The following is a 26,472-nucleotide window of genomic DNA, read 5'->3' as shown; positions in this document are numbered from 1 at the left end:
CGAGATGCTTCACAACCGTCCTACCGCCCACCTGGCGCACATCATCGTCCTGACCGTGGTGACCTGGGCGCTGGGCGTCCTCGTCGCCACGGTGCCGGTGGCCGGGCAGGCGCCGCGCTCACCCACGCCCGAGCCCACCGACGCTCCCGTCCGCGTCGAGACCGTCGCGCGCGGCCTGGAGCACCCGTGGGGGCTGGCCTTCCTGCCGGACGGGCGAATGCTGGTCACGGAGCGGCCGGGCCGGCTACGCCTGGTGGAGCGGGACGGACGGCTCTCGGAGCCGCTGTCCGGCGTCCCCCCGGTGTACGCCCGGGGCCAGGGCGGGCTGCTGGACGTGGCCCTCAGCCCGACCTTCGCGCAGGACCGCCTCGTCTACCTCTCGTTCGCGGAGCCGGGGGCCGGGGGTGCCGGAACCGCCGTCGCCCGCGGCCGGCTCGGGGAACGGGGCCTGGACGGGACCCAGGTGATCTGGCGGCAGCAGCCCAAGGTCGAAGGCCCCAACCACTGGGGGTCCCGCCTGGTCTTCCGGCGCGACGGGACGCTCTTCGTCACGCTGGGCGACCGCTTCGCCTACCGGGAGCGGGCCCAGGACCTCTCCACCACCATCGGCAAGATCGTGCGCCTCAACGCCGACGGATCGGTGCCGCGCGACAACCCCTTCGTGGGCCGCCCGGGCGCGCGTCCCGAGATCTGGTCCTACGGGCACCGGAACGTCCAGGCCGCCGCCCTCCACCCGCAGACGGGACAGCTGTGGACCGCAGAGCACGGCCCGCGCGGGGGCGACGAGCTGAACCACCCGGAGGCCGGCAAGAACTACGGCTGGCCGGTGATCACCTACGGGGTCGACTACTCCGGCGCCCGCATCGGCGAGGGGACGGCGAAGCCGGGCATGGAGCAGCCGGTCTACTACTGGGATCCGGTCATCGCGCCGTCAGGGATGACCTTCTACACCGGCCAGGTCTTCCCCGACTGGCGGGGGAGCCTCTTCATCGGCTCGCTGCGTCCGGGGCTGCTGGTGCGGTTGACGCTGGCCGACGGCCGCGTGACCCGGGAGGAGCGCTACCTGGCGCACCTACGGGAGCGCATCCGCGACGTCCGGCAAGGGCCGGACGGCCTGCTCTACCTGCTCACGGACAGCCCCGAGGGGCGCATCCTGCGGGTGGCCCCGGCGCGCTAGCGCCGGGCGCCGCCATCGCACACCAGACGACGGGGAAGGGGGTGGTCTCATGACTCCAGTGGATTGGGGGTTGCTGGTCCTGCGCGTCGGGCTGGGGGTGACGTTCCTGCCTCACGGCTGGAACAAGATCACCCCCCGGGGCCCGATGAGGGGGCCGGCGGGGTTTGCTGGCTGGCTGCGGCAGCTGGGGGTGCCGGCGCCGCTCTTCTTCGCCTGGGTCGTGGCGCTGATGGAGTCGGTGGGGGCGGTGCTGCTCATCCTGGGGCTGCTCACGCGCCTGATCGCGCTGGGCCTGGCCATCAACATGCTCGTGGCCATCACGCTGGTCAAGCGGGGGATGGCCAAGAAGCGCTTCATAGAGGCGGACGGGACCGGATGGGAGTTGGAGTTCGCCCTGCTGGTGGCGGCGCTGGCGCTGGTGCTGGCGGGGGCTGGGCGGATCGCCCTCGACCCGATGGTCGGGCTGTAGCATGAAGGGTACGGCACTCCCTCTTCCAGTCCTTTCTTCCAGTGAAGGGGAATCCCCCGACCGCCAGATTGCCAGCTCCATGGATCCACCCGCCATCGTCACTGAGGGGGGAGTGTCCGTGCGCGGCATCGAGATCCGGGACCGGGGAGCGTACCTGACCAGGCGTCACGCCGATGCTCCGTCGGCGCGGCAGGCCTTTCAGGTTCGGGAGTAGAACACCCCCTCGTGTTCCTGGGTCACTACGGGGCGGCCTTCGCCGTCAGGCCTGCCGCGCCGCGTCTCCCGTTGGGGACCTGCGTGCTGGCGGCGCAGTGGGCCGACCTGCTGTGGCCCGCGCTGCTGCTGGCGGGGGTCGAGCGGGTGCGCATCACCCCGGGCACGACCGTCCTGAACCCCCTCGAGTTCATCCACTACCCCGTGAGTCACAGCCTCCTGGCCCTGGTCGGTTGGGGAGTCGCGCTGGGCGGGCTCACCTGGTGGCGCCGGCGGGCCCTGGCGGACGGGGTCGTGATTGCCGCCCTGGTAGTCAGCCACTGGGTTCTCGACCTGTTCGTCCACCGGCCCGACCTGCCGGTCTGGCCCGGCAGTCCGCCAGCAGGCCTGGGCCTATGGAACTCCCCACTCGCCACGTACCTGCTCGAGGCCGGCACCCTGCTCGTGGGGCTGGTGCTCTACCTGCGCGCCACCGTCCCCCGTGACCGCGTGGGGGCTCTGGCGCTGTGGGGGGTCGTCCTGGTGCTCGCGGCGGCGTACCTCGCGGGCGTCCTGGGCCCGCCCCCGGCTTCCGTCCAGGGGGTGGCGGTGACCGCGCTGGTGGGCGGCTGGGCGCTCGTGGCCTGGGCCTACTGGATCGACCGGCACCGCAGGGCGGCCTCGTAGCACCGACCCACCTTCGCTCGGGTGGCTACACTCGGGGACAGGCGGCCACCCAGGACGACCAGGAGCACGGTTACGGCCAGCGGGCCGGGAGGCGCAGCACCAGACCGCGGGCGCCCTCGACCCGCACGCGCCCTCGACTCGCACGCGCATACCGTCGCTACTTGACAGTGGACCCCGACCCCGACTATTGATTGATCGATCAATCAATTTCTTCCCCGTCGATGGTCGTTCGGCGTGTGGGACTGCGGGGTGGCAGGATGCGCGTGGGGGGCAGGGGGTCGACGTCGGGCAGGGGGTGGGACGGCGGCCGGCGGCACGGACGTCGTCCGCAAGGGCGACCGGGCTCCCTGGCGGTCTCCCTGGTCCTGGGCCTCGTGCTCGTGAGCCAGCCCATGCCGGCGGCGGCCCAGCCGGCACCGGCGGAGCGGTCGCTGACCTTCGCCGAGGTGGCGACGGTGGCGCTGCGGGACAGCCTGCAGCTGCGCGCGGCTGCCTTCGAGGTGGCCGTGGCGCAGGCGCAGCTCGCCCAGGCCCGCGCCGGGCGCGGGCCTCAGCTCACCGTGACGGGCAGCTACACCCGCATCCAGGAGCGCCCCGGCCAGCAGATGACCATCCCCAACCCGTTTGGCGATCCGCCCACCGTGACCATCACCCTGCCGCCGCCCGACCCCAACGTCCTGGCGGTGCGGGTGGCCCTGCAGTACCCGCTCTACACGGGAGGACGGCTGGAGGCGCAGGTGGCCCTGGCGGAGGCCAACCTGCGCGGGGCGGAAGCCGTCTTCGCCCGCGTCCAGCAGCAGGTCGTCTCCGCGGCCCAGCAGCTCTACCTGCGCGGCCTGGCCGCCCAGGCCAACCTGCGGGCGGCGGCGAACGCGCTGGCGCAGGCGGAGGAGGGCCTGCGCGTGGCGCGTGCGCGCGAGCGGGCGGGGGTCGCGGCGCGCGTCGACGTCGTGCAGGCGGAGGTGGCGGTGGCGGGCGCGCGCCAGGGCGTGGCGCGCGCAGACGCCACGGTGCGCAGCGTGGAGGCCGAACTGAACGCTGCCCTCAACCTCCCCCTGAGCACCCCGCTTCGCCTGACGGAGGCCCTCGTCCCCCGCCCGGTCTCTATCACATTGGAGGCCGCCGTGCCGCGGGCCCTGGAGGCCCGGCCCGAGCTGCGCGAACTGCGCGCCCGCCAGGACGCCGCCCGGGCGGCCATCGAGCTGGCGCGGAGCGGGGCGCGACCCAACGTCACCGCCGCCGTGAACTACGACGTGGGCGGGGGCGGGCTGACGAACCTGAGCGGCGCCTGGTCGGTGACGTTCGCGGTGACGCTGCTCCTCTCCGACGGGGGCGTTACTCGCGAGCGCGTCCGGGAAGCCGAACTGCGGCTGGAGCAACTCGGCGTCCAGGAGGCGCAGGTGCGCCAGCGGATCGAGCTGGAGGTGCGGCAGGCCTTCCTGGCGCTGCGGCAGGCGGCGGTGCAGATCGAGGCCGCACAGCAGGGGGTGGAGCAGGCGCGCGAAGCGCTCCGGCTGGCCCGGGTGCGCTACGAGGCCGGCGTGGGGACGGTGCTGGAGGTCCTGGCGGCTCAGACGGCGCTGGCGCAGGCGGAGGCACAGCACGCGGCGGCGCTCTTCGAGCAGAACCAGGCGCGGCTGGCGCTCCTCCTGGCCATGGGCGGCGCGTTCTGAGGGCGGGATGCGGAGGTGGCGGCGGTGCGCCACGGGGGTGAGCGGTGAGCCGGGGAGGGCGGACGCAGGAGCGACGGGCCGGAGGGACGGGACGGGGAAGGAAGGCGTCGGGAGACCGGCGCGAGCAGATCCTGGAAGCCGCCTTCCGCGTCTTCAGCCGCAAGGGCTTCACCGGCGCCACCAACCGGGAGATCGCCGAAGCCGCCGGGATCACACCGGGCCTGATCTACTGGTACTTCCCCACCAAGGAGGCCCTCTTCCTGGAGACCGTGTACGCGAAGTCCCCGGTCCTGGCCGTCGTGCGCCTGACGGACGAGCTGCTGGAGGCCCCGCCGCGGGCGTTCTTCTCCCGGGTGGCGTCGATGATCTTCGAGCACATCTACGAGCAGCCGCGGATGATCGCGACGCTGCGGTTCCTCCTGGCCGAGGCCCTCCGCACGCCGGCCGTGCGACGGCTGTTCCGGGAGCACGCCCTCCGGCGTGGGCTGGAGGCCCTGGCCCGGTACATCGCCCACCAGGTCGAACGCGGGACGCTGCGTCCCGTGGATCCCCAGATGGCCGGACGGCTCTTCCTGGGGATGGTGATGTCCCAGGTGCTGCTGGGCCGCCTGCTCGAGTTCCCCCCACCCGGGCCGACGCGGGTGCTGGTGGACGAGCTGGTGGAGACCTACCTGCGCGGCGTGCTGCGGATGCCGGAAAGGCCTGGAGCGGGAGGAGGGCGGGGGAGCTCATGAGGCGCGTGCGGATCGCCGTCGTGCTGGTCGGGCTGGTCGGCGCGGCCGTCGCCTACGTGGTCTGGCCGCGGGCGCGCCCCGACCCCACCCGGCTGGAGGCCTCGGGGACGATCGAGGTCGCGCACGTGGACGTGGCCCCCAAGGTGGCCGGCCGTGTGGCAGCGCTCCACGTCCGCGAAGGGGACCAGGTGGCGGCAGGTCAGGTGGTGGCCGAGTTGGAGCGCGAGGAGCTGGAGGCGCAGGTCCGTCAGGCCGAGGCCAGCCTGGCGGCGGCCCGCGCGCGGTTGCGCCTGGCCGAGGCCGGGGTGGCGCTCGCCCGAGCGCAGACCGAAGCGTCGGTGGCACAGGCCCGGGCCGCCGAGCAGGGCGCGCGCACCCGCGTGCCCCAGGCCGCGGAGGCGGCGGCGTTGCAAGGCGAGGCCGTGGCGGCGCAGGTGGGCCAGGCCCGGGCGCAGGTGACCGCTGCCGGGGCGGTGTTGCGGGCGGCCGAGGCCGCCCTGCGCGGGGCCGAGGCCCGCGTGCGGGCCGCGCAGGCCGCGCTCGATGGGGCCAGGGACGAGGCCCGCCGGGCAGAGCTCCTGTTCCGGGAGGGGGCCATGGCGGCCCAGCAGGCGGAGGCGGCGCAGACGGCGGCCCTCGCCGCCGCGGCGCAGCTCGACGCCGCACGGGCCGAGCGGGACGCCCTCCGCCAGCAGCGCGTGGCGGCGGATGCGGCCCTGCGCCAGGCCCGGGCAGCGTTGGCGGCCGCGGAGGCCAACCAGCGCACGGTGAGCGTGCGCCGCCTCGACGTGGCGGCGGCGCAGGCGCAGGTCCGGCAGGCTGAGGCCGCCACCATGGGCGCCCGCGCCGGCCTGGTGGCCCTCCGGCAGCGGGAGCAGGAGGTGGCGGCGGCTCGGGCCGCCGTGGCGCAAACCGAGGCCGCCCTGGCCCTGGCCCTGGCTGTCCGTGACCAGACCGTGCTGCGCGCGCCGCTCCCCGGCACGATCATCTCGCGCCAGCTCGAGGTCGGCGACTTCGCCGCACCCGGCACCCCCGTCCTGACAATCGCGGATCTGACCCGGGCCTACCTGCGCGTCTTCGTCCCCGAGACGGCCATCGCGCGGGTGCGGCTGGGGCAGCCCGTGGAGGTGCGGGTCGACGCCTTCCCCGACCGCGTCTTCCGGGGACGGGTCCAGGAGGTGGCCAGCCGGGCCGAGTTCACCCCCGGCAACGTGCAGACCCGGGAGGAACGCACGAAGCTGGTCTTCGCCGTCCGCGTCGAGGTCCCCAACTCCCACGGCCTGCTCAAGCCGGGCCTGCCGGCCGACGCCGTGATCCTGACCGCCGTCGAGCCCTGAGCCGTGCAGTCCCCCGAGCTCGCCGTCACCTGCGCGGCCCTCACCCGACGCTTCGGGCCGGTCGTGGCCGTGGACGGCGTAGACCTGCAGGTCCCCCGGGGCGAGATCTTCGCGCTGGTGGGCCCCGACGGGGCAGGGAAGACGACGCTCATGCGACTGCTGTGCGGCCTCCTCCGCCCCGACGGCGGCACGGCCGCGGTGGCCGGGATCGACGTCCTCGCCGACCCCGAAGCCGCAAGACGGCGCCTCGGGTACATGCCGCAGCGCTTCAGCCTCTACGGCGACCTCACCGCGGTGGAGAACCTGCGCCTCTACGCCGGCCTCTACCAGGTCCCTGCGGCGGTCTTCCGGGAGCGCGCCGAGCGCCTGCTCGGGGAGTTCCGCCTCCTCCCCGTTGCCGACCGGCTCGCCCAGCACCTCTCCGGCGGCATGCGGCAGAAGCTGGCCCTGGCCTGCACGCTGGTCCACGCCCCCGAGGTCCTGCTCCTCGACGAGCCGACGACGGGCGTGGACCCGGTCTCCCGGCGGCTGTTCTGGCGCATCCTCTACGACCTCAACCGCGCCGGCCTCACTGTGTGCGTGAGCACGCCCTACATGGACGAGGCGGAGCGGTGCTCCCGCGTGGGCCTGATGGACCGGGGGCGGCTCATCGCCTGCGACGCGCCGGGGGCGCTGCGGGCGGCCATGGGCGGCGAGATCCTCGAGGTGGTGGCCGAGCCCCGCGCGCAGGCCAGGCGCCACCTCCGCCACCACCCGCTCGTGCGCAGCCTGGAGGTGTTCGGGGATCGCCTGCACGTGCTCGTCGACTCGGCCCGGGCGGCGGCCCCCGTCTTGCGGGCCGCGCTGGAGGCGGAGGGTGTCGCGGTGCGGGGCCTCCACCCCGTGCGGCCGACGCTGGAGGACGTCTTCGTGGCCCGCCTCACGGCCCCGGGCGCAGGCGGCGCCCGGGGCGCCCCATGCCGCTGGGAGGCGTAACGTGGCGGTTTCGGTCCGCGCCGAGGGCCTGACGAGACGCTTCGGCGCGTTCGTCGCCGTCGACCACGTCTCGTTCGAGATCGCGCCGGGGGAGATCTGGGGATTCCTCGGGCCCAACGGCGCGGGGAAGTCGACGACCATCCGCATGCTGTGCGGCGTCCTGGCGCCCTCAGGGGGCCGGGCGGAGGTCCTCGGCTACGACGTCCGACGCCACCCCGAGGCGGTCAAGGCGCGCATCGGCTACATGTCGCAGCGCTTCGCCCTCTGGTCCGACCTGACCGTGCGTGAGAACCTGGCGTTCTACGCCGGGGTCTACGGGCTGCGCGGGCGGGAGGCGCACGAGCGCATCGCCCTCTGGCTGGCGCGGGTCGGGCTGCTCGACCGGCAGCATGCGCTGGCGGGGACGTTGTCCGGCGGGTCCCGCCAGCGCCTGGCGCTGGCGGCCGCCGCGCTCCACCGGCCGCCGGTGGTCTTCCTGGACGAGCCCACCGCGGGCATGGACCCGCTCTCGCGCCGGCAGTTCTGGGAGCTGATCGGCGGGTTCGCCGAGGACGGGACGACCGTCATGGTCACCACGCACTACATGGACGAGGCCGAGCACTGCGACCGCCTGGCCTTCATCCACCAAGGGCGGATCATCGCTCAGGGCCCCCCGGTGGAGATCAAGGCGCGCCAGATGGTGGGGCAGGTGCTGGAGGTGCGGGTGGAGCCCCTCATCGAGGCCCTGGGGGTGGTGGAGGGGCACCCTGCCGTGCGGGAGGCCGCGCTCTACGGGGCGGCGATCCACGCCACGGTGGACCAGCGCGAGGCCGGGCCGGCGCTGGCCGCGGCGCTGGCGGCCCGCGGCTTCGCGGTGGAGGGCGTGGAGCCGATCCTGCCGTCGCTGGAGGACGTCTTCGTCGCGCTGGTGGAGGCGCGGGAGCGGGAGGCGGCCGCGTGAGCTGGCAGCGGCTGGTGAGCATCGTCCGCAAGGAGGTGGCCCAGCTCCTCCGCGACCGCCGCACCCTGGGGAGCATGATCAGCCTCCCCGTCATCCAGCTGGTGCTCTTCGGCTACCTGAGCAGCCAGGTGCTGCACCAGCCGACGGTGGTGTGGGACCAGTCGACCTCGGCGGAGAGCCGCGCGCTCATCCAGGCCTTCGAGAACACGCGCTACTTCACGGTGCGCTACGCTGCCCGCACCCTCCCCGAGGTCGAGCGGCGCCTGGACGCCGGCCAGGCCCGGGTGGGGGTGGTGATCCCGCCCGACTACGCCCGGCGCGTGCGGGCGGGGGAGCCGGCGCAGGTGATGGTGGTGGTGGACGCCTCCGACGCCACCAGCGCCCAGGTCCTGATGTCCGTGGCCGCGGGCGTCGGGGCGCGTCTTGCCCAGGATCTCACCGCGCGGGCCCTGGCCCGCCGCGGCCAGCGCCCGCCGGCACCGCCCGTGGAGGTGCGCACGCGCGCCTGGTACAACCCGAACCTGGAGAGCCGGGTCTTCATCGTCCCCGGGGTGCTGGGGTTGATCATGATGTTCACGACCACCTTCATGACGATGGGGACCATCGTGCGGGAGCGCGAGCTGGGGACGCTGGAGCAGATCGTCGTCACGCCGCTGCGCCCCGCCGAGCTGATGCTGGGCAAGATCCTCCCGCTGGTCGCTCTCGGCTACCTGAACCTGACCTTCATCCTGGTGCTGGCCTGGCTCTGGTTCGGCGTGGCCGTGCGGGGCAGCCTCGTCCTGCTCTACGCGGTCACCCTGGCGTTCTTCTTCTCGTCGCTGGGGGTGGGCGTCCTCATCTCCACCGTCTCCCGGACGTTCAACCAGGCGACCCAGCTGGCCCAGCTCGTCCTGCTGCCCAGCATCCTCCTCTCGGGCTTCCTCTTCCCGCGCGAGTCGCTCCCTCTGCTGCTGCAGTGGATCGGCTACGGCGTCCCGCTCACCTACTTCATCACCGTGCTGCGGGGGATCATCGTGAAGGGAGCGGGGCTCGCCGACCTCTGGCCGCAGATCCTGGCCCTGGTGGGGCTCGGGAGCCTCGTCTTCACCCTGGCCATCGTACGCTTCCAGAAGCGGGTCGACTGACGATTCACCTTCATCGAGCTGTGCACCGCAGGTTGAGCCCAGCTGGACGTCGGCCTGATCCGGGGGGCGCAGCGGACGGGCCGGGGAATCCCCTCCCTCGTCATCCCCGGACGCTCCTCCGGCCACCGGAGGGCGGCATGGCTCTCCACGGCGCGCTGGGGGCCGGCCCGGGAGGACACGGAGACAATGGGCGGGCGTCCCACCCGACCCCGCAGTAGGCGCTCCCGGACGGCTCCGGCGCTCCAGAATGGTCAGGTGCTGGCGGAGCGCGGACCTGGAGGGGGGAAGGGTTGACGATCGGTTCCCTCTCCCCGGGGAGAAGGACCATGGAAGAGGGGCAGGCCATCCGGCGTTGAGACAGGGGAAGTGAGGGAGGAGGGGAGAGACATGGAGACGGGCCCGGCACGGCACCTCGGCGGGATCCACCACGTCACCGCCATCGCGGGGCACCCGCAGGAGAACGTGGACTTCTACATGGGGCTCCTGGGGATGCGCCTCGTGAAGCGCTCGGTGAACCAGGACGACCCGCAGACCTACCACCTCTTCTACGCCGATGGGGTGGGCAGCCCGGGCACCGACCTGACCTTCTTCGCCTGGCCCGGCGGGCCGGTGGGGCGCCGCGGCGCGGGGCAGGCCATCAGCGTGGCGCTGGCGATCCCACAGGGGGCGGTGGCCTTCTGGCTGCGCCGGTTGACCGAGGCCGGGATCACCGTGGAAGGGCCGACGCCGCGCGGGGCAGAAGAAGCCCTCGCCTTTGCCGACCCGCACGGCCTGGCGCTCGAGCTAGTGGCCGGGCCCGACACGGGCGAGCGCGATCCCTGGGTGCCCTGGACCGCCGGTCCCGTCCCGGTGGAGTACGCCATCCGCGGCATCCACCGCGTCACCCTGGCGGTGGCGCGGTTGGAGCCGACGCGCGCCTTCCTGGAGTCGCCGCTGCGCTTCCGTCTCCTGGAAGAAGGGGACGGCCGCCTGCGCTTCGCCACCGGGCCCGGCGGTTCAGGAGCGCAGGTGGAGGTGGTGCGCGCCACGGGATGGGGACGCATCGCCGTCGGCACCGTGCACCACGTGGCCTGGCGCACGCCCGACGACGCTGCGCACCAGGCCTGGCAGCGGGAGCTGCACGGACTGGGGGTGGGCGTGACCCCCATCATCGACCGCTTCTGGTTCCGCTCGATCTACTTCCGCGAGCCCGGTGGGGTGCTCTTCGAAATCGCCACCGACGGTCCGGGGTTTGCGGTGGACGAGGCGGTGGAGCGCCTCGGCGAGCACCTGGTCCTGCCCCCCTGGCTCGAACCCGAGCGGGCGCAGATCGAGCAGGCTCTCCTCCCGATCCGGCTGCCGGTGCCGGCGCCGGGGCGCGCATGAGGGAATCGACAAAGGGCAAAGACGTCGGTCCCACGACGGCCCCGTCGGAGGCGTTGGGATTCGTCCTGCCCCTGGGCTTTGACCCGCGCCGCGTGGTGGCGGCCAGCTACCCGAACGGCGCCAACATCTGCGCCGGCCGGCACGATCCCCTGGTCCCTATCGAGCTGGCCGAGCGCCTGGCCGACCTCCTGCGCCACGCCGGCGCCCACCTCACGCTCCTCTGGAACGAGGTGGGCCACGGGCTGACCGCGGCAGAGATCGCCGCCGCGCGTGCGTGGCCGGCGGAGGCGGTGCCTTCGTGAGCGGGCGCCGGGCCCCTGCTCCAGCTCCCGCGCCAGCCGCGCTGCGGCCCTTCGGGCCGACCGGCCGCGACGTTCCGGTCATCGGCCAGGGGACATGGATGATGGAGCGCACGCCGCGCGCCTCCGTCACCGCGCTGCGGCGCGGCCTCGACCTGGGGCTCACCCACATCGACACGGCGGAGTCCTACGGGCGCGGCGCGGTGGAGGAGCTGGTGGGCCGGGCCATCGCCGGGCGGCGCGCCGAGGTCTTCCTGGTCTCGAAGGTCCACCCCCGCCACGCCTCGCGCGCGGGGACCGTGGCCGCCTGCGAGCGCAGTCTGCGCCGGCTGGGGACCGACTACCTGGACGTCTACCTGCTGCACTGGCCCAGCGACCACCCGCTGGAGGAGACCGTCGCCGGGTTCGAGCACCTGGTGCGGGCGGGGAAGATCCGGGCCTGGGGGGTCTCCAACTTCGACGAGGAGCTGCTGGAGGAGGTGGTGCACCTGGCCGGGCCGGGGCGCGTCGCCTGCAACCAGGTGTACTACGCCCTGGAGGAACGGGCGGTGGAGCACTTCGTCCTGCCGGCCTGCGCGCGCCACGGGATCGCGCTGGTGGGCTACAGCCCCTTCGGGCAGGGCCGCTTCCGCTCCCACCCGGTGCTGGAGGCGGTGGCCCGCGCCCGGGGCGCCACGCCCCGGCAGGTGGCGCTGGCCTTCCTCACGCGCCACCCGCACGCCTTCACGATTCCGAAGGCGGCACAGGTGGCGCACGTGGAGGAGAACGCCGGCGCGCTGGGGCTGCGCCTCACCGACGAGGAGGTGGCGCGCATCGACGCCACCTTCCCGGTGGGTCCGCCCCGCCCCGGCGACGTGCCGGTTCTGTGACGCGAAGCGCGGTGACCGGTCTCGAGGGTGGACAGCGATGGTCCGCAGCAGGACGGAGCCAGCCAGGCGAGCCTTCACCAGGGTGTCATACCTGAGGAGTAGGGTCGGGCTCGTACGGGCGGCACTCCTGCTCCTCCTCGGCGCCCTCCTGGCGACCGGACCGGGGAGCGTGGTCCCCGCCTCCGCTGCGGCGCCGACCGTCCAGCGCTACGTCATCGTCCCGGAGGAGTCCGAGGTGCTCTACCGGGTCGGCGAAGTGCTCTTCCGGGAGGGCAACCGCTTCAACGTGGCTGTGGGGCGGACGAACGCCGTGCGCGGCGAGGTGCTCATCGACCGGGCGAGGCCGCGCAACAGCCGCATCGGGCCCATTACGGTGGACATCAGCACCTTCCGCTCCGACCGGGAGCGGCGCGACCAGGCGATCCGCGAGCGCTGGCTGGAGTCGGCACGCTTCCCCACCGCGACTTTCACCTCGACCGCCATCGAGGGGCTCCCCCAGACCTACGAGGAGGGACAGGAGCTGACCGTGCAAGTCACCGGTGACCTGCGCGTGCGCGACGTCACGCGGCGGACCACCTTCGCCACGGTCGTGACGCTCTCCCGGGGTGTCCTGCGCGGCACCGCCACCACCACGGTGCGGATGACCGACTTCGGCTTCGACCCCCCCGTGATCCTGGGGATCCTCCGCGCCGAGAACGAGGTGCGGCTGGAGTTCCGGTTCACGGCGCGACCGGCAAATGGTAACTGAGGTGCCGGGAGGGGTGAGGGGCATGGGCGCGGTCTGCTTCCTCCGGTGGGTGACGACGCTCCTCGTCGCCCTCGCCCTCGGCCTCTCCCCCTCGCTGGCACCGGCCGCCTCCGCCCCCACCCTCGACGAGCGCGCCGTCTACGAGCGGGCCGCGCCCGCCGTGGTCGTAGTGCGCGCCGTCGCCGACGGGCGCAGCGGGGTCGGCACCGGTTTTCTCGTCGACCCCGGAGCGCAGCGCGCCGGCCGGGCTCCCGCCGGGACGGAGGCGCTGGTCCTGACCGCCGCACACGTGGTGCGGGGCGCAGAACGGCTGCTCGTGGAGTTCCCGGAGGACCGTGCGCTGCCGGCGGAGCTGGTGGGCTACGACGCCCGGCGCGACGTGGCGCTCCTGCGCATCTACACCCGAGCGGCCGCTCCCGGCGCTCCCCCTGGCCTCGACGGCGGGGCTGCGGCCGGGTGAGCCGGTGCTCGTCATCGGCACGCCGCGCGGCCGCCCCGGTGTCCCCGGGACCACCAGTCCCTGCTGACGTGGACCACGAAGATATGTCCTTGTCATCACCTTGCTCGTTGTCGTCGCGCCGCAGGCGAAGACGTGACGAAAGGAGGGAGGCCATGACCGACCTGGAACGGTACATCCTCGAGGAGTGGCGGGAAGACTACCAGGCGGGGCGCCTGCCGCGCCGGGAGTTCCTGCGCCGCGTGGCGGTCTTCAGCGGCGGGACGGCGCTCGCCGCCACGGTGCTGGCCCAGCTCGGCATCGTCTTCACCCCCGGCGAGCTGGCCGAGGCGGCCGCCGCGCCCTCGCCAGCCGAACCGGCGGCGCCCGGGGGCACGGTGCCGCCCACCGACCCGGCCATCACCGTCCGCAACGTCTCCTTCCCGTCGGGGACGGTCACCGTCCTGGGCTACCTGGCCCTGCCGCGCACCGGGACGCCGGCGCCCGGCGTGGTCGTCGTCCACGAGAACCGCGGCCTCGTCGAGCACATCAAGGACGTCGCCCGCCGCCTGGCCAAGGCCGGGTACGTCGCCCTGGCGCCGGACCTGGCCTCGGCGGAGGGCGGCACGGAGCGCTATACCGACCCGGCCCAGGTGACGGCGATCCTCGGGCGCACCCCGCCGGACCAGCTCGTGGCCATGCTCAACGCGGCGGTGCGCCACCTGCAGGGACTGCCCGAGGTGCGACGCGACCGCATCGGGGCGATCGGCTTCTGCTTCGGCGGCGGGATGGTGTGGCGGCTCATCACCCAGAACCCCGACGTGCGCGCCGCGGCGCCCTTCTACGGTCCATCACCCGACCTGGATGCCGTGCCCCGCATCCGCGCGGCGGTGCTGGCCATCTACGGCGAGCGGGACGAGCGCATCAACGCCGGCATCCCGGCGCTGCGCGAGCGGCTCCAGCGGGCCAACGTCGTCCACGAGATCGTCATCTACCCCAACGCTGACCACGCCTTCTTCAACGACACCGGCCAGCGCTACAACGCCGAGGCCGCGCGGGATGCGTGGAGCCGGGTGCTGGTGTGGTTCGAGCGGTACCTCAAGGCCGGCGGATGATCGCCCGGCGGTGAACGTCCTCGTCGTCGAGGACGCGCGGGAGATCGCCGACCTCCACGCTTTTGACACCCGTCACACCCCGCGCCTATAATCGCCCCACGGGCGAAGACGAGGACGAGTAGGCCGGTCCGGCTGCGCAGAGAGGGAGCGCCCGATTCGGGCTGCGAGCGCTCCTGCAGTGTGGACGGCTGAAGACCCCCTCGGAGCCCGCCGCCGAGACCCTGCCGGGCAGCCGTCCCGCCAGGGAGAAGGCGGCCGGTCCCGCCGCCGAGACCGGCGGGGACGAGCGCCGGGCCGAGGAGGCCCGGAAGCCGGGTGGAACCACGGAGGCAACCCTCCGTCCCGCAAGGGGGCGGAGGGTTTGCGATTTCATCGGCCGATGTCGGGAGGGACGCCATGAGGGAGGCACGGACGGGCGAGGTGGAGGTGCGGCTCCCGGAGGGCGAGGTGCGCCGGGTCCCGCGGGGCACGACGCTCTTGAGCCTGGCGGAGGCGCTGGGGCGGAGCGACGCCCTGGTGGCCCGGGTGAACGGCCGGCTCACCGACCTGCGCGCGCCGCTCACCGAGGACGCCGCGGTCGAGTTCCTCACCTTCGCCGACGCGGAGGGGCGCGAGGTCTACTGGCACTCCTCGGCGCACCTGCTGGCCCAGGCGGTGAAGGAGCTCTTCCCCCACGCCAGGCTGGCCATCGGGCCCCCCATCGCCGAGGGGTTCTACTACGACATCGACATCGGGCGGCCATTCACGCCCGAGGACCTGGAGCGCATCGAGGCGCGCATGCGCGAGCTGGCCGCGCGCGACCAGCCCATCGAGCGGATCGAGCTGCCCCGCGACGAGGCCATCGCCCTCTACACCCGGGCGGGGGAACGCTACAAGCTCGAGCTGCTGGACGACATCCCCGACGCCCGTGTCTCCTTCTACCGGCAGGACGGCTTCCTGGACATGTGCCGCGGCCCCCACCTGCCCAGCACCGGGCGGATCAAGGCCATCAAGCTCCTCTCCACCTCGGGGGCGTACTGGCGGGGCGACGAACGGCGGCCCCAGCTCGCCCGCATCTACGGGGTCACCTTCCCGGATGAGGCGCAGCTCGAGGCGCACCTGCGCCTGCTCGAAGAGGCCAAGCGGCGGGACCACCGGCGCCTGGGCCCGCAGCTCGAGCTCTTCCTCTTCCACGAGACGGCCCCCGGGATCCCCTACTGGCTCCCCCGCGGCCTCAAGGTGCTGCACACGCTGATCGACTTCTGGCGCGCCGAGCACGAGGCCCGCGGCTACCAGGAGATCCGGGCCCCGCTGATCAACCGCCGCGAGCTCTACGAGATCTCGGGGCACTGGGAGCACTACCGGGAGCACATGTTCATCGCCGACATGGGCGAAGGCGAGGTCTACGCCCTCAAGCCGATGAACTGCCCCAACGCCATGGTGGTCTTCCAGAGCCGCACCCGCAGCTACCGCGACCTGCCGCTGCGGCTGGCCGACACCGACATCCTGCACCGCTACGAGCGCTCCGGCACCCTCACCGGGCTTTTGCGCGTGCGCGGATTCGTGCAGGACGACGCCCACATCTTCCTCACCGAGGAGCAGATCGCCGACGAGTTCCGGGAGCTGTTCGCGCTGACGGAGCGGTTCTACGCCATCTTCGGCCTGGCATACCACTTCCGGCTGAGCACGCGACCGCCGGACTTCATCGGCGACCCGGCGGTGTGGGACCGGGCCGAGGCGGAGCTGCGGCAGATCCTGGAGGCGAGCGGCCGCCCGTTCACCGTCGCCCCCGAGGGCGTCTTCTACGGCCCCAAGATCGACATCCTCATGCGGGACTCGCTGAACCGCGAGTGGCAGATGGGGACGCTGCAGCTCGACTTCCAGCTCCCGCGCCGCTTCGGCCTGCGCTACAGCGCGCCGGACGGCAGCGAGCGCACGCCAGTGGTCATCCACCGCGTCATCTACGGGTCGCTGGAGCGGTTCGTGGGGATTCTCATCGAGCACTTCGCCGGGGCGCTCCCGCTGTGGCTGGCGCCGGAGCAGGTGCGCGTCCTCTCCATCGCCGACCGCCACGCCCCTTACGCCCGCGAGGTGGCCCAGCGCCTGCGGGCGCAGGGGCTGCGCGTCCAGGTGGACGACACGAACGAGCGCATCGCCTACAAGATCCGCCAGGCGCAGGTGATGAAGGTCCCGTACATGCTCGTGGTGGGCGACCGGGAGGTGGAGACGGGGCAGGTGGCCGTGCGCCACCGCGAGACGGGCGACCTGGGCCCGATGGACGTGGACGCCTTCGCCCGGCGCGCCCTGGAGGAGGCCTCGGCTCCCCTCCGCGGCACCTCCTCCTAACTGGTCGCGCGTCCCGCCGACCGTTCCCTGGCCCTCAGACGAAGCGGCGGGCCTCCGTCGCGCTGGCGAGGATCCCCAGGTCTTCCAGACAGGGGATGACGGCCAGACCGAGGATGACGGCCGCGGCCAGCGGACGGGCGTCCACGCTGCCTCTCTCCCACCACGCCGGCGTCCCCCCGAAAAACCACGAACCGTGCCGATTCCTTGAGTGTGGGAGATCCTGTGGAACCGTCCGCTCGTCTGGGCCGCCGTCACCTTTGCTGCCGGCGTCCTCTGGGCCGAGCACCGCCCGTTGCCGGGCCCCCTCCTCGTCCTCAGTGCGCTCGCTGCCGGTACGGCGTGGGGGGTGCTCCTCTGGCAGCAGCGGGGTGACTCCACCTCGCGATCGCCGCCCGCAGGGCCCTTCGGCCTGGCTGCGGTCGTCTTCGCCCTCCTCGGCCACCTGACAGCGCTCACCGACCCCGTCCGCACTGAGGCCAAGGCGGTCGCACCCTGGCTCGGTCGCCGCGTCCAGGTCGAGGCCCTCGTCGCCGCCGCCCCGGAGTGGCACGGCCGCCGCCAGTCCGTTCACCTGCGGCTGCGACGGCTGGCTGGTCGGCCGATGGCGGCCACGGTGGTGGCAACCCTGCCCGCCGGCGCACCTGCGGTCGCCTACGGGGACGTGGTGGCCCTCCATGGGCGGCTGGAGCTGCCGCCGGACGGCGGGAATCCGGGAGAACCCAACCGGCGGCTGGCTCTCCGGCGCCGCGGGGTCGTGGCGGTGCTCCGTGCTTCGGGCGGGACGGCGCTCCGCATCGTCCGGCGAAGCGAGGGCCGTGCGCCCGTCCGCTGGATCCTGGCCTGGCGCGACCGCATCGTGCGCCCTCTCCTGGCGCTCCCCGAGCCCTACGGGCGCGTGCTCGCCGGGCTGCTGCTGGGGGCTTCGGTCGGCATTCCCCCGGAGGTCGAGGAGGCCTTTCAGCGTGCCGGCCTGCTGCACGTGCTGGTCGTCTCGGGGACGCAGGTGGGCCTCGTCGGCGCGGCGGCGCTGGCCGTGGCGGGCGCGATGCGTCTGGGTGTGACGGCGCGTGTTGCGGTGGCGGCGCTGGCGGTCCTGGTCTTCGCCACCATGGTCGGCTGGAGCGCTTCGGTCGGGCGGGCGGCGGTCATGGCGTGGCTCGCCCTCGCCGCGCTGGCCCTGCGGCGGCAGACCGACTGGCCGAGCGCGCTGGCGGCTGCGGCCCTGATCTGGCTGGCGGCCTCGCCGCAGGCGCTCTTCAGCCTGAGCTTCCAGCTCTCGTTCGCGGCCACGTGGGGGTTGCTGGCGCTGGCGCCGCTCCTGACCCTTCCCCTGCGGCCCCGCTGGCTGGCCCACCTGGCGGCCGCCACGCTGGGGGCCCAGGTGGCGGTGCTCCCGCTGCTGGCGGCGGCCTTCCAGTGGGTGTCGTTGGCGGCGTTCCCCGCCAACCTGCTGGTCCTACCAATGGTCACCGTGCTCGTCCCGGCGGGGTTTGCGCTCACGGTGCTGGCCGGCCTCCTGCCGCCGCTTGCCGCCCTGCTCGTGCCGGCCTTCCTGCCGCCGGTCTGGCTGGTCGTCCACCTGGCCCGGTTCTTCGCTCGGGCCCCGGGCAGTGAGGTGTGGTTGCCGCCGGTGGCCTGGTGGCAGGCCGCGCTGGCCTATGCGGTGCTGCTCGCCGTGCCCGCGCTCCACCGGGCAAGGCCCCTTCGCCCGATCGTCGCGGTCGCCGGTGCGGCCGCGCTCCTGCTCGGGGCGGTGCCGGTCCCGGCGGCCGGCCCCCCGACCATGCTCCTGGCGGTGCTGGACGTGGGGCAGGGCGACGCCATCCTGCTGCGCGGGCCCGGGGGGCGGTCGGTGCTGGTGGACGGCGGGGGAGAGGTGGAGTACGGCGACGCCCAGCGCGGTGCCGACGCCCCGCCGGGGTTGATGGACCGGGTGGCAGCGAACGCCGTGCCGGTGACCGCCTCGCGCTTCGACGTCGGGCGGCGCCGCGTCATCCCTGCGCTGCGGCACCTGGGCGTGCGCCGGCTCGACGCCGTCGTCCTCACCCATGCGCACGAGGACCACGTGGGCGGTCTGCCGGCCGTGCTGGCGCACTTCCCCGTCGGCGTCTTCCTCGACCCCGGAGTGCCGCACCCGAGCCCCTCCTACGTGCGCGTCCTCGACCTGGTCCGCGAGCGGCGCGTCGCCTATGTGACGGCGCGGCGCGGGCACCGGCTCCTCCTCGGGGAGGGGGCGGAGGCCGAGGTCCTGTGGCCGCCCGCGGGGTTCGTGGAGCAGCACCGCAGCGCCACCGGCGCCGGGCCAGGCGCGGACGAGGACCTGACCAATGCGGCGTCGGTGGTGCTGCAGGTGCGGTTCGCCGCCTTCACGGCCCTGCTCACCGGGGATATCGAGGCGGAGACCGAGGAGGCGCTGGTGCGCCTGGGGCTGGTCCCCAGCCTCGTGTTGAAGGTGGCCCACCACGGCAGCCGCACCTCCACGACCCCCGGGCTGCTCACCGCCGTGCGCCCCCGCGTGGCCGTGATCTCCGTGGGCGCGGACAACCTCTTCGGCCACCCGCACCCCTCGGTGGTGCGCCGCCTGGAGGACGCCGGCGTGGCCACCTATCGCACCGACCTGGACGGGGCGGTGCTGCTGCGCAGCGACGGCGCCCGGGTGTGGGTGGGGACGGTGCGGCGTCGGGCGGGGTGCGTGCGCTACACTGGGCGGGGCGTATGCGCGGGCTCGTCGACCGGATCGAGGATGGGGTCGCCGTGATCCTCCTGGAGGGCGGGGGACGGGCCTACGTCCCCGCCACGCACCTCCCCGCCGGCGCGGGTGTCGGGACGGTCCTGCGGCTGCACTGGGAGGTCGAGGGGGTCGCGGACGCCGCGGAGGTGGCGGCACGCATCGAGGCGCTGCGCCGGGAGGAGCACTGGTGACCGGCTCGGGCACGCCCCCGACCGGCCGGGCGGCACCGTCGCCCGCCCCGGGGGTGCACCTCTTCGTGGGCGAGGAGGACCTGCTCGTCGAGGAGGGGGTGCGGGCGCTGGTGGACGCGGCGCTCCCCCCCGACGAGCGCGCGCTCAACCTCGACGTCCTCGAGGCCGCGGAGACCCCCCTGCCCGACCTCCTGGCCCGGCTCGACACCCTGCCGTTCTTCGGCGCCCTGCGCGTGGTCGTGGTCCGCGACCTCGACGCCATGCCGCTCGACGCGCAGCGGACGCTGGCCGACTACCTGGAGCGCGGCACCCCGCCGGTGCTCGCCATCTTCACGGCCCGCGCCCTGGACCGGGGCGGCCGGCTCTTCAGGGCGCTGCAGGCGGTCGGGCGGATCCATGCCTGCGATCCGCTCACCTGGCGGGAGCTCCCCGCCTGGCTCAGGAGCGAGGCCGCACGGTTGGGGAAGCGGCTCACGCCCGGGGCCGTGGAAGCGCTGGCGGCGGGCGCCGGCGCCGGGCTGCGGGCCCTGCGGCTGGAGCTGGAAAAGCTGGCGGCGTACGTCGATGCCCGGGCCCAGATCACCGAGGAGGACGTGCGGGCGGTGGGGGCGCTGGAGAGCGACCCGCGGCTGTTCGCCCTCGCCGACGCCATCGGGGAACGGCACGTCGGGCGGGCCACCCAGCTGCTGCAGAGCATCCTGGCGCGCGAGCACCCGCTGCCGGTCCTGGGGATGATCGCCCGCCAGTTCCGCCTGCTGGTGCGCGCCCGGGAGGCGGGGCGCAGCCAGGCGGCCGTAGCCAGGGCGGCGGGCGTCACGCCGTATGTCGCCGGCAAGTTGCTGCGGCAGGTGACCCGCTATCGAGCCGAAGACTTCCCCGCGATCTTCGCCCTGCTGGAAGAGGCCGACCGGGCTATCAAGTCGACGGGCCAGCCGGAGCTGGCCCTGGAGACGCTGGTCGTGCAGCTGTGCGCCGGCCCCGGGCGCCGGGGCGACACGGGCGCAGGTTGAGCGGCCGGGATCCGGAGCGGCCGGCCTCCGCGGGTCGGCAGCGCGGGGTCAGGACGCAGAGGCGGCGGTGGCGGCGGCCAGGGCCTCGCGGTGGCGCCGCACCAGTCGGGCCTTGCGGCGGGCGGCGGTGTTCTTGTGGATGATCCCGCGCGCCGCCGCCTTGTCGATGGCCTTGATCGCCAGCAAGAGCGCCTCCGTATCCCCGGCGCGCGCCCTGCGGGAGAGCGTCTTGATGCGCGAGCGGACGGCGCGGTTGTGCTCGGCGCGCCGCAGCGACTGCCGGAGCCGCTTGAGACCTGACTTGATGCGCTTGGCCACCGTACACCTCACTGCCATGTCGGGGTTGCGTTCAGCGCATTGTACCATCGCCCCCGCCCGAGTAGCCACCGCCCCCGCCCGTGCAGCCACCTGGGGGCGGCGGACGCCGCGGTGACCCCCGTCCCCGCCCCACCGGCCAGGGCCCCGTCGGCCACCGGGCACCGCCTGGCCCGGGCCGCCGTCCTCCTGGCCGTGGCCACGGTGTTGAGCCGCCTGCTCGGGCTCGTCCGCGAGATCGTCACCGCCGCCCTGTTCGGGGCCTCCAACGCCAAGGCCGCCTACGTCATCGGCTACTACCTCCCGTTCTTCATCCAGCGGCTGCTCCTGGGCGGCACGCTGAGCATCGTCTTCATCCCGACCATCACCGAGTACCTGGCCCGCGGCGACCGGCGGGAGACGGTGCGGGTAACCGCCATCCTCTTCAACCTGGTCCTCCTCCTGGGCGTGGGGATGGTGCTGGCGGGCCAGGTCCTCGCTCCGCTCCTGGTGCCGGTGGCGGCCCCGGGCTTCCACGCCCAGCCGGGGCTCGTGCCGCTGGCGGTGGCGCTGATGCGCATCATCTTCGTGGCCATGCTCTTCCTGGCGCTGGCGGTCTTCGCCACCGGCTTCCTGCAGGCGCACCAGCGCTTCACCGTGCCGGCGCTGGCGCCGCTCCTCTTCAACGTGGTGATCATCCTGGGGACGCTGTGGCTGGGGCCGCGCGTGGGCATCCACGGCCTGGCCGTGGCCTGGGTGCTCGGGACGGCGGCGCAGTTCCTCGTCCAGCTGCCGGCCATGGCGCGGAGCGGCTTTCGCTGGCTGCCGCTCCTGGACCTGCGCCACCCGGCGGTGCGCCAGCTGGGGCGGCTGGCCGCCCCGGCGATGCTGGGGCTGGCCATCGTGGAGATCAACGCCTACGTGGCCCGCTTCTTCGCCTCCTTCCTGCCGGTGCAACCCGGCGTGAACGCCGTGGCCGTCCTCGACTACGCCTACGAGGTGATGCAGGCGCCGGTGGGTATCATCGCCATCTCCATCGCCACCGCCCTCTTCCCCACGCTGGCCCGCCAGGCGGCGGCCCGGGACCGCGGGGCCCTGGCCGCCACCACGGCGCTGGGGCTGCGGATGACGCTCCTCCTCATGCTCCCGGTGGCCGCGCTCCTCCTGGCGCTGGCGCCCCAGGTGGTGCGGGTGCTCTTCGAGCGCGGCGAGTTCACCCCGGCGGCTACCGCGGCGGTGGCGGCGGCCCTGCGCGGCTACGCCGTCGGCATGAGCGCCGTCGGCGCCTACTACGTCGTCACGCGCGCCTTCTACGCCCTGCACGACATGGCCACCCCGGTGCGGGTGGGCGCGCTGGCCGTCCTCCTCAACGCCGTCCTGAACGCGGGGCTCATGCGGGTGCTGGGCGCCACGGGGATCGCGCTAGCGGCGTCCCTGGTGAACCTGACCAACGTGGGGCTGCTGCTGTGGCTGCTGCGCGCGCGCCTGGGGGCGCTGGAGGGGCGGCGCACCGCCTCGAGCCTGCTGCGCGGCGCGGGGGCGGCGGCGGCGGCGGCCCTGCTGGCCGCGGCGGTGGCGGTCGCGGCGGACGGCCCGGCGGGAGAGGGCCCGGCCGGAGCGCTGCTGGTCCTGGCGGCCTCCGGTGGGGTGGGGGTGGTCGCCTACCTCGGGGCGGCCTGGCTGCTGCGCCTAGAGGAGCTGCGCCAGGTGCCCGCGCTGCTGCGGGGCGCGCGCCCGGGCCGTCTGGAGGCGCGTTTGACAGGGAATTCGGACGTTTGCTAGGGTGGGAGCGGGTTAGCACTCAACAAGGGAGAGTGCTAACGATGATGCCGGCGCTCGACGACCGCAAGCGGCGCATCCTCCAGGCCGTGGTCCGCGAGTACATCCACTCCGCCGAGCCGGTCTCGTCCGAGGTAGTGTTGCGCCGTACCAACCTGCCGGTGAGCCCGGCCACGGTCCGCAACGAGATGGCTGCGCTGGAAGAGCTGGGGTACCTGCAGCAGCCCCACACCTCCGCCGGCCGCATCCCCACCGACCGGGCCTACCGCCTCTACATCGAGGCCCTCCTGGAGGAGGCGGAGCTGCGGCCGGAGGAGCGGCAGCGGCTGCGCCGGCAGCTGCGGGCGCTGGCCGAGGAGGCTGACCGGTTGATCCAGCGCGCCGCGCGGGCGCTGGCCGAGGAAGCCCACTACGCCTCCCTGGCCGCCACTCCGCGGCGGGGTGAGCAGGTCTTCCGTCACCTGCACCTGGTGCCGCTGGAGCGCGCGCGGGTCCTGCCCGTCCTGATCACCGACGCCGGCACCTACCAGGGCTACCCGGTGGACCTGGGGGAGCCGGTCGACCCCGACCAGGTCGAGCAGTTCTCCCGCTGGCTGAGTGCCCGCCTGGCCGGGCTGACGCTCGGAGAGCTCACCCGCGACCGGCTGTGGGCGACCATCGGTGCGGTGGCGCACTTCCAGCGCCTGCTCGAGCAGCTGCGCCGGTGGCTCGACCGGGGGGTGCGCCGCCGGGTCGGACGAGTGATCGTGGAGGGGGCCCCGCACCTGCTGGAGCAGCCGGAGTTCCGGCAGATCGACGCGGCTTCGGCGGTGCTGGCGGCCCTCGAGCGGGAGGAGGTGCTGCTGGAGCTGCTGCGTCCCGCGGCCGGTCACCGGGTGTGGGTGGCCATCGGCAGCGAGCTCCCCTTCCCGGCGATGCGGGAGTGCAGCATCGTGGCCGCCACCTACTCGGTGGGAGACCGGGTGGCGGGGACGCTGGCCCTGCTCGGCCCGCGCCGCATGCACTACGACCGGACCCTGCCGCTGGTGCGCTTCCTCGCGGACTCCCTCAGCGAGGCCTTGACGGACCTGGGGGGCTGACGTACTCAGAGGGCCGAAGCGCGGGGCCCCGTCCCGCGCCCCGCCCACGGCCATGGCGAAGGACTACTACGCGACCCTGGGCATCCGCCGCGACGCCTCGCAGGAGGAGATCAAGCAGGCCTACCGCCGCCTGGCGCGCGAGTACCACCCCGACGTGCGCCGGGACGACCCCCAGGCCAACGAGCGCTTCAAGGAGATCAACGAAGCCTACGCCGTCCTCAGCGACCCGGCGCGGCGGGCGCAGTACGACCGCTTCGGCCGGGTGGACGAGGTGCCGGCCGTCGACCCCACCGACCTCTTCGGCTCCTTCGACGACCTCTTCGACATGTTCTTCGGCGGCGGGCCGCGGCGGACCCGGACGCGCGTGCGCCCGGTCGAGGAGGAGGAGGCGGTCGCCGGCGCGGACCTGCGGGCGGAGGTGGAGGTCACCCTCGAGGAGGCCGCCAGCGGGGTGGAGAGAACCCTCACCCTCACCCGCCTGGAGACCTGCCCCGTCTGCTTCGGCACCGGCCGCGAGCCCAACACCAGCGTGGAGACCTGTCCCACCTGCGCGGGGACGGGACAGGTGCGCTACCACCACCAGACGGTCTTCGGCTACCTGACCCAGGTCGTCACCTGCCGGCAGTGCGGCGGGCGGGGCCGGGTGGTGCGGCACCCCTGCCGCGCCTGCGGCGGCGCCGGGCGGCGCGAGGCGGAGCGCCAGGTGACCGTCCGCATCCCGCCGGGAGTGGAGACGGGCACCCGCCTGCGCGTCCCGGAGGAGGGGGAGGCGGGCGTGCGCGGGGGCCCGCGCGGGGACCTCTACGTGGTGGTCCGCGTGCTGCCGCACCCGCGCTTCACCCGGCAGGGGCGCGACCTGATCTGTGAGGTCCCGGTCTCCATGCTGCAGGCGGCCCTGGGGGACGAGATCGAGATCCCGGCGCTGGGCGAGACGCTACGCATCGCCATCCCGCCGGGGACGCAGCCCGGCGCCGCGCTGCGCCTGCGGGGGCAGGGGATGCCCGACCTGCAGGGCGGCCGGGGGGACCTGTACGTGCGCCTGCGCGTGGAGATCCCGCGGGACCTCACGCCGGAGCAGCGCCGGCTGCTGAAGCAGGTGGCGGACCTGCGCGGCGAGCGGGTCCAGCCCCAGCGCCCCTCTCTATGGAAGAAAATGAAGGACCTCTTCACGGCCTGACCGCGGGCGCAGCGCCGGCAGAGCCGGCGTCTGTCCTCCCCCGCTTCGTGGTGGTACGGGTGCGGGCGGCGCCGGCGGCGGCCGAGGCGGCGGCGGCTCTCCTGCACGAGGCGGCCCCTCCGGGCGTGGAGGAGCGGCGCCAGGGGGACGACGTGGTCCTGGTCGCCTATCTGCCCGCAGAGCTCGCGCCCCGCCTGGTGTCCGGCCTGCGCGCGCGCCTCGAGGCCCTCCCGCGCTACGGGCTCGGGGAGGCGCCCACCGTGGCGGTGGAGCCGCTGGCCGAGGAGGAGTGGGCCACGGCCTGGCGCCGCCACTTCCACCCCTTCCCGGTCGGCCGGCGCCTCTGGATCGCGCCCTCGTGGGCGCCCGGGGACCCGCCCGACGGACGGCTGGCCGTCCGCATCGACGCCGGATTGGCCTTCGGCAGCGGCCTGCACGCCTCGACGCGTCTGTGCCTGGAGCTCCTCGAGGACCTGGTCCGGCCCGGCGTCACCGTAGTGGATGTGGGCACCGGCTCCGGCATCCTGGCGGTGGCGGCGGCGAGGCTGGGAGCGGCGCGGGTGGTGGCCACCGACCTCGACCCGGTGGCGGCCCAGGCCGCGGCGCAGGCGGTCCGGGCGAACGACCTGCGCGGTGTCGTCGCCGTCGTGGTGGCCGACCTGCTCGCTCCGGTACGTCGCCCCATGGACCTGATCGTGGCCAACCTCACCGCGGACCTGCTCGAGCGCCTGGCGCTGCACGTGCCCGCGGCGCTCTCCCCGGAGGGCCGGTTCATCGCCTCGGGGATCGCCGCCGCGCAGGCCGCGCGGGTCCGGGAGGCGCTCGCCGCGGCGGGGCTGGCAGTGGTGCGCGAGCGCGTGCGAGAAGGGTGGCACGCGCTGGTGGCGCAGCTGTTGCCCGAGGGGCGGGCGTCGATGGCGCAGCCGCAGTCGGACGGATCAGCGTGGGCAGAGTCGTCGTCCGTCGCGCGGTGACCGTGACCCGGCGCTTCCTCGTGCCGTCCGAAGCCCTCGAGGCCGACGAGGTGCGGCTGCCGCCCGAGGAGTCGCACCACGCCGCCGTGGTGCTGCGGCTGCGGCGGGGGGAGCGCGTCGTCCTCTTCGACGGGCGCGGGGTAGAGGCGCTGGTGGAGCTCACCCGGGTCGAGCCCCGCGAGGTGCGCGCGCGGGTGGTCGCCCGGTCGGCGGCGTCGGCGCGCGGACCGACGGTGCAGGTAACGCTGGCGCAGGGGATCCCCAAGGGCGGCAAGATGGACGACGTGATCCGCATGGGGACCGAGGTGGGCGTGGCCCGCTTCGTCCCGCTCCTCACGCGCCGCGCGCTGGCCCGGCCCTCGGCGGCGCGCCTGGCCCGGTGGCGGCGCATCGCGGCCGAGGCGGCCAAGCAGTCGCGTCGGCTCACCGTCCCGGAGGTGACCGACCCGCTGCCGCTGCCGGCCCTGTGGGCCGGGGAGCGGGCGGGTCCCCTGCTCATGCCCTGGGAGGAGGAACGGGCCGGGATCGGCGAGGTGCTGCCGCGCCTGGGACCGGTGCGCGCGGTGACGGTGGCGGTGGGGCCGGAGGGGGGCTTCGCCCCCGAGGAGGTGGCGGAGGCGCGCGCGCACGGGGCGGTGACGGTCTCGTTGGGGCCGACGATCCTGCGGACTGAGACGGCGGGGGTAGTGACGGTGGCCATGGTGCTCTACGAGTTGAGCCTGCGCCGGATCGAGGAGCGCTGATGCGTGCGGGGCGGCCGGGTTCCCGTTAC

General features: G+C 74.3%; 25 protein-coding genes. 24 read left to right on the top strand and 1 reads right to left on the bottom strand.

Annotation, left to right across the window (positions count from 1 at the left end; translation table 11 throughout):
- Positions 1-4: 4 nt before the first annotated feature.
- The 19 genes from RB146_03105 (at position 5) to holA (ending at position 20,397) form a co-directional block, all read left to right on the top strand.
- Positions 5-1,177: a PQQ-dependent sugar dehydrogenase gene (locus tag RB146_03105; protein ID MDQ7827969.1), complete on the top strand. Its 1,173-nt coding sequence runs from the start codon at positions 5-7 to the stop codon at positions 1,175-1,177.
- Between the two features lie 49 nt (positions 1,178-1,226).
- Positions 1,227-1,646 (top strand): DoxX family protein, encoded by a 420-nt coding sequence (locus tag RB146_03100; GenBank protein MDQ7827968.1) that lies wholly within the window; start codon positions 1,227-1,229, stop codon positions 1,644-1,646.
- Between the two features lie 225 nt (positions 1,647-1,871).
- Complete coding sequence (locus RB146_03095; protein ID MDQ7827967.1) at positions 1,872-2,525, top strand: hypothetical protein; 654 nt, start codon at positions 1,872-1,874, stop codon at positions 2,523-2,525.
- 392 nt (positions 2,526-2,917) lie between these two features.
- Positions 2,918-4,198 carry a TolC family protein gene (locus RB146_03090; protein MDQ7827966.1) on the top strand — a complete coding sequence of 427 codons (1,281 nt, stop codon included), beginning with the start codon at positions 2,918-2,920 and terminating at the stop codon, positions 4,196-4,198.
- A gap of 44 nt (positions 4,199-4,242) precedes the next feature.
- Entirely contained in the window at positions 4,243-4,932 is a 690-nt protein-coding gene (locus tag RB146_03085; GenBank protein MDQ7827965.1) for a TetR/AcrR family transcriptional regulator, read from the top strand.
- Positions 4,929-6,269 (top strand): efflux RND transporter periplasmic adaptor subunit, encoded by a 1,341-nt coding sequence (locus RB146_03080; GenBank protein MDQ7827964.1) that lies wholly within the window; start codon positions 4,929-4,931, stop codon positions 6,267-6,269. The genes RB146_03085 and RB146_03080 overlap by 4 nt, the downstream gene beginning before the upstream one ends.
- Positions 6,270-6,272: 3 nt before the next feature.
- The gene (locus RB146_03075) at positions 6,273-7,244 is read left to right on the top strand and encodes an ABC transporter ATP-binding protein (protein ID MDQ7827963.1); all 972 of its coding nucleotides are present in this window, start codon (positions 6,273-6,275) and stop codon (positions 7,242-7,244) included.
- Position 7,245: 1 nt separating this feature from the next.
- Positions 7,246-8,184, top strand: a complete 939-nt coding sequence (locus RB146_03070; GenBank protein MDQ7827962.1) for an ABC transporter ATP-binding protein — start codon at positions 7,246-7,248, stop codon at positions 8,182-8,184.
- Complete coding sequence (locus RB146_03065; GenBank protein ID MDQ7827961.1) at positions 8,181-9,308, top strand: ABC transporter permease; 1,128 nt, start codon at positions 8,181-8,183, stop codon at positions 9,306-9,308. Before RB146_03070 ends, RB146_03065 begins: the two co-directional genes overlap by 4 nt.
- 387 nt (positions 9,309-9,695) lie before the next feature.
- Positions 9,696-10,673 (top strand): ring-cleaving dioxygenase, encoded by a 978-nt coding sequence (locus tag RB146_03060; GenBank protein MDQ7827960.1) that lies wholly within the window; start codon positions 9,696-9,698, stop codon positions 10,671-10,673.
- A complete protein-coding gene (locus tag RB146_03055; protein ID MDQ7827959.1) occupies positions 10,670-10,975 on the top strand; it encodes a hypothetical protein in 306 nt (101 codons plus the stop codon). The genes RB146_03060 and RB146_03055 overlap by 4 nt, the downstream gene beginning before the upstream one ends.
- Complete coding sequence (locus tag RB146_03050) at positions 10,972-11,841, top strand: aldo/keto reductase (GenBank protein MDQ7827958.1); 870 nt, start codon at positions 10,972-10,974, stop codon at positions 11,839-11,841. Before RB146_03055 ends, RB146_03050 begins: the two co-directional genes overlap by 4 nt.
- 82 nt (positions 11,842-11,923) lie before the next feature.
- Positions 11,924-12,589: a YceI family protein gene (locus RB146_03045; protein MDQ7827957.1), complete on the top strand. Its 666-nt coding sequence runs from the start codon at positions 11,924-11,926 to the stop codon at positions 12,587-12,589.
- A 22-nt stretch (positions 12,590-12,611) separates the two neighbouring features.
- On the top strand, positions 12,612-13,049 hold the full coding sequence (locus tag RB146_03040; protein MDQ7827956.1) for a serine protease: 438 nt from the start codon (positions 12,612-12,614) through the stop codon (positions 13,047-13,049).
- 152 nt (positions 13,050-13,201) lie between these two features.
- Positions 13,202-14,140, top strand: a complete 939-nt coding sequence (locus RB146_03035; protein MDQ7827955.1) for a dienelactone hydrolase family protein — start codon at positions 13,202-13,204, stop codon at positions 14,138-14,140.
- A gap of 396 nt (positions 14,141-14,536) precedes the next feature.
- Positions 14,537-16,465 (top strand): threonine--tRNA ligase, encoded by a 1,929-nt coding sequence (gene thrS / locus RB146_03030; protein MDQ7827954.1) that lies wholly within the window; start codon positions 14,537-14,539, stop codon positions 16,463-16,465.
- Between the two features lie 208 nt (positions 16,466-16,673).
- Complete coding sequence (locus RB146_03025; protein MDQ7827953.1) at positions 16,674-19,223, top strand: DNA internalization-related competence protein ComEC/Rec2; 2,550 nt, start codon at positions 16,674-16,676, stop codon at positions 19,221-19,223.
- A complete protein-coding gene (locus RB146_03020) occupies positions 19,220-19,387 on the top strand; it encodes a hypothetical protein (GenBank protein ID MDQ7827952.1) in 168 nt (55 codons plus the stop codon). Before RB146_03025 ends, RB146_03020 begins: the two co-directional genes overlap by 4 nt.
- Positions 19,384-20,397 carry a DNA polymerase III subunit delta gene (gene holA / locus RB146_03015; protein MDQ7827951.1) on the top strand — a complete coding sequence of 338 codons (1,014 nt, stop codon included), beginning with the start codon at positions 19,384-19,386 and terminating at the stop codon, positions 20,395-20,397. The genes RB146_03020 and holA overlap by 4 nt, the downstream gene beginning before the upstream one ends.
- A gap of 48 nt (positions 20,398-20,445) precedes the next feature.
- Here the strand turns inward: holA and rpsT are convergent, their stop codons facing one another.
- Entirely contained in the window at positions 20,446-20,715 is a 270-nt protein-coding gene (rpsT, locus tag RB146_03010; protein ID MDQ7827950.1) for a 30S ribosomal protein S20, read from the bottom strand.
- A 111-nt stretch (positions 20,716-20,826) separates the two neighbouring features.
- Here rpsT and murJ point away from each other — a divergent pair, with 111 nt between their 5' ends.
- The 5 genes from murJ to RB146_02985 are packed head-to-tail and all read left to right on the top strand — an operon-like array spanning position 20,827 to position 26,443.
- A complete protein-coding gene (murJ, locus tag RB146_03005; GenBank protein MDQ7827949.1) occupies positions 20,827-22,473 on the top strand; it encodes a murein biosynthesis integral membrane protein MurJ in 1,647 nt (548 codons plus the stop codon).
- A 41-nt stretch (positions 22,474-22,514) separates the two neighbouring features.
- Entirely contained in the window at positions 22,515-23,549 is a 1,035-nt protein-coding gene (hrcA, locus tag RB146_03000; protein ID MDQ7827948.1) for a heat-inducible transcriptional repressor HrcA, read from the top strand.
- A gap of 52 nt (positions 23,550-23,601) precedes the next feature.
- Positions 23,602-24,726: a molecular chaperone DnaJ gene (gene dnaJ, locus RB146_02995; protein ID MDQ7827947.1), complete on the top strand. Its 1,125-nt coding sequence runs from the start codon at positions 23,602-23,604 to the stop codon at positions 24,724-24,726.
- 59 nt (positions 24,727-24,785) lie between these two features.
- Positions 24,786-25,700, top strand: a complete 915-nt coding sequence (prmA, locus tag RB146_02990) for a 50S ribosomal protein L11 methyltransferase (protein ID MDQ7827946.1) — start codon at positions 24,786-24,788, stop codon at positions 25,698-25,700.
- Complete coding sequence (locus RB146_02985; protein ID MDQ7827945.1) at positions 25,670-26,443, top strand: RsmE family RNA methyltransferase; 774 nt, start codon at positions 25,670-25,672, stop codon at positions 26,441-26,443. Before prmA ends, RB146_02985 begins: the two co-directional genes overlap by 31 nt.
- The last annotated feature ends 29 nt before the right edge of the window (positions 26,444-26,472 follow it).

The sequence above is a fragment of the Armatimonadota bacterium genome (genome assembly GCA_031081585.1).
Classification (GTDB): domain Bacteria; phylum Sysuimicrobiota; class Sysuimicrobiia; order Sysuimicrobiales; family Humicultoraceae; genus Geohabitans; species Geohabitans tengchongensis.
Note: the sequence above shows the minus strand (reverse complement) of the source record. Positions and strands in the feature narration are given on the sequence as shown.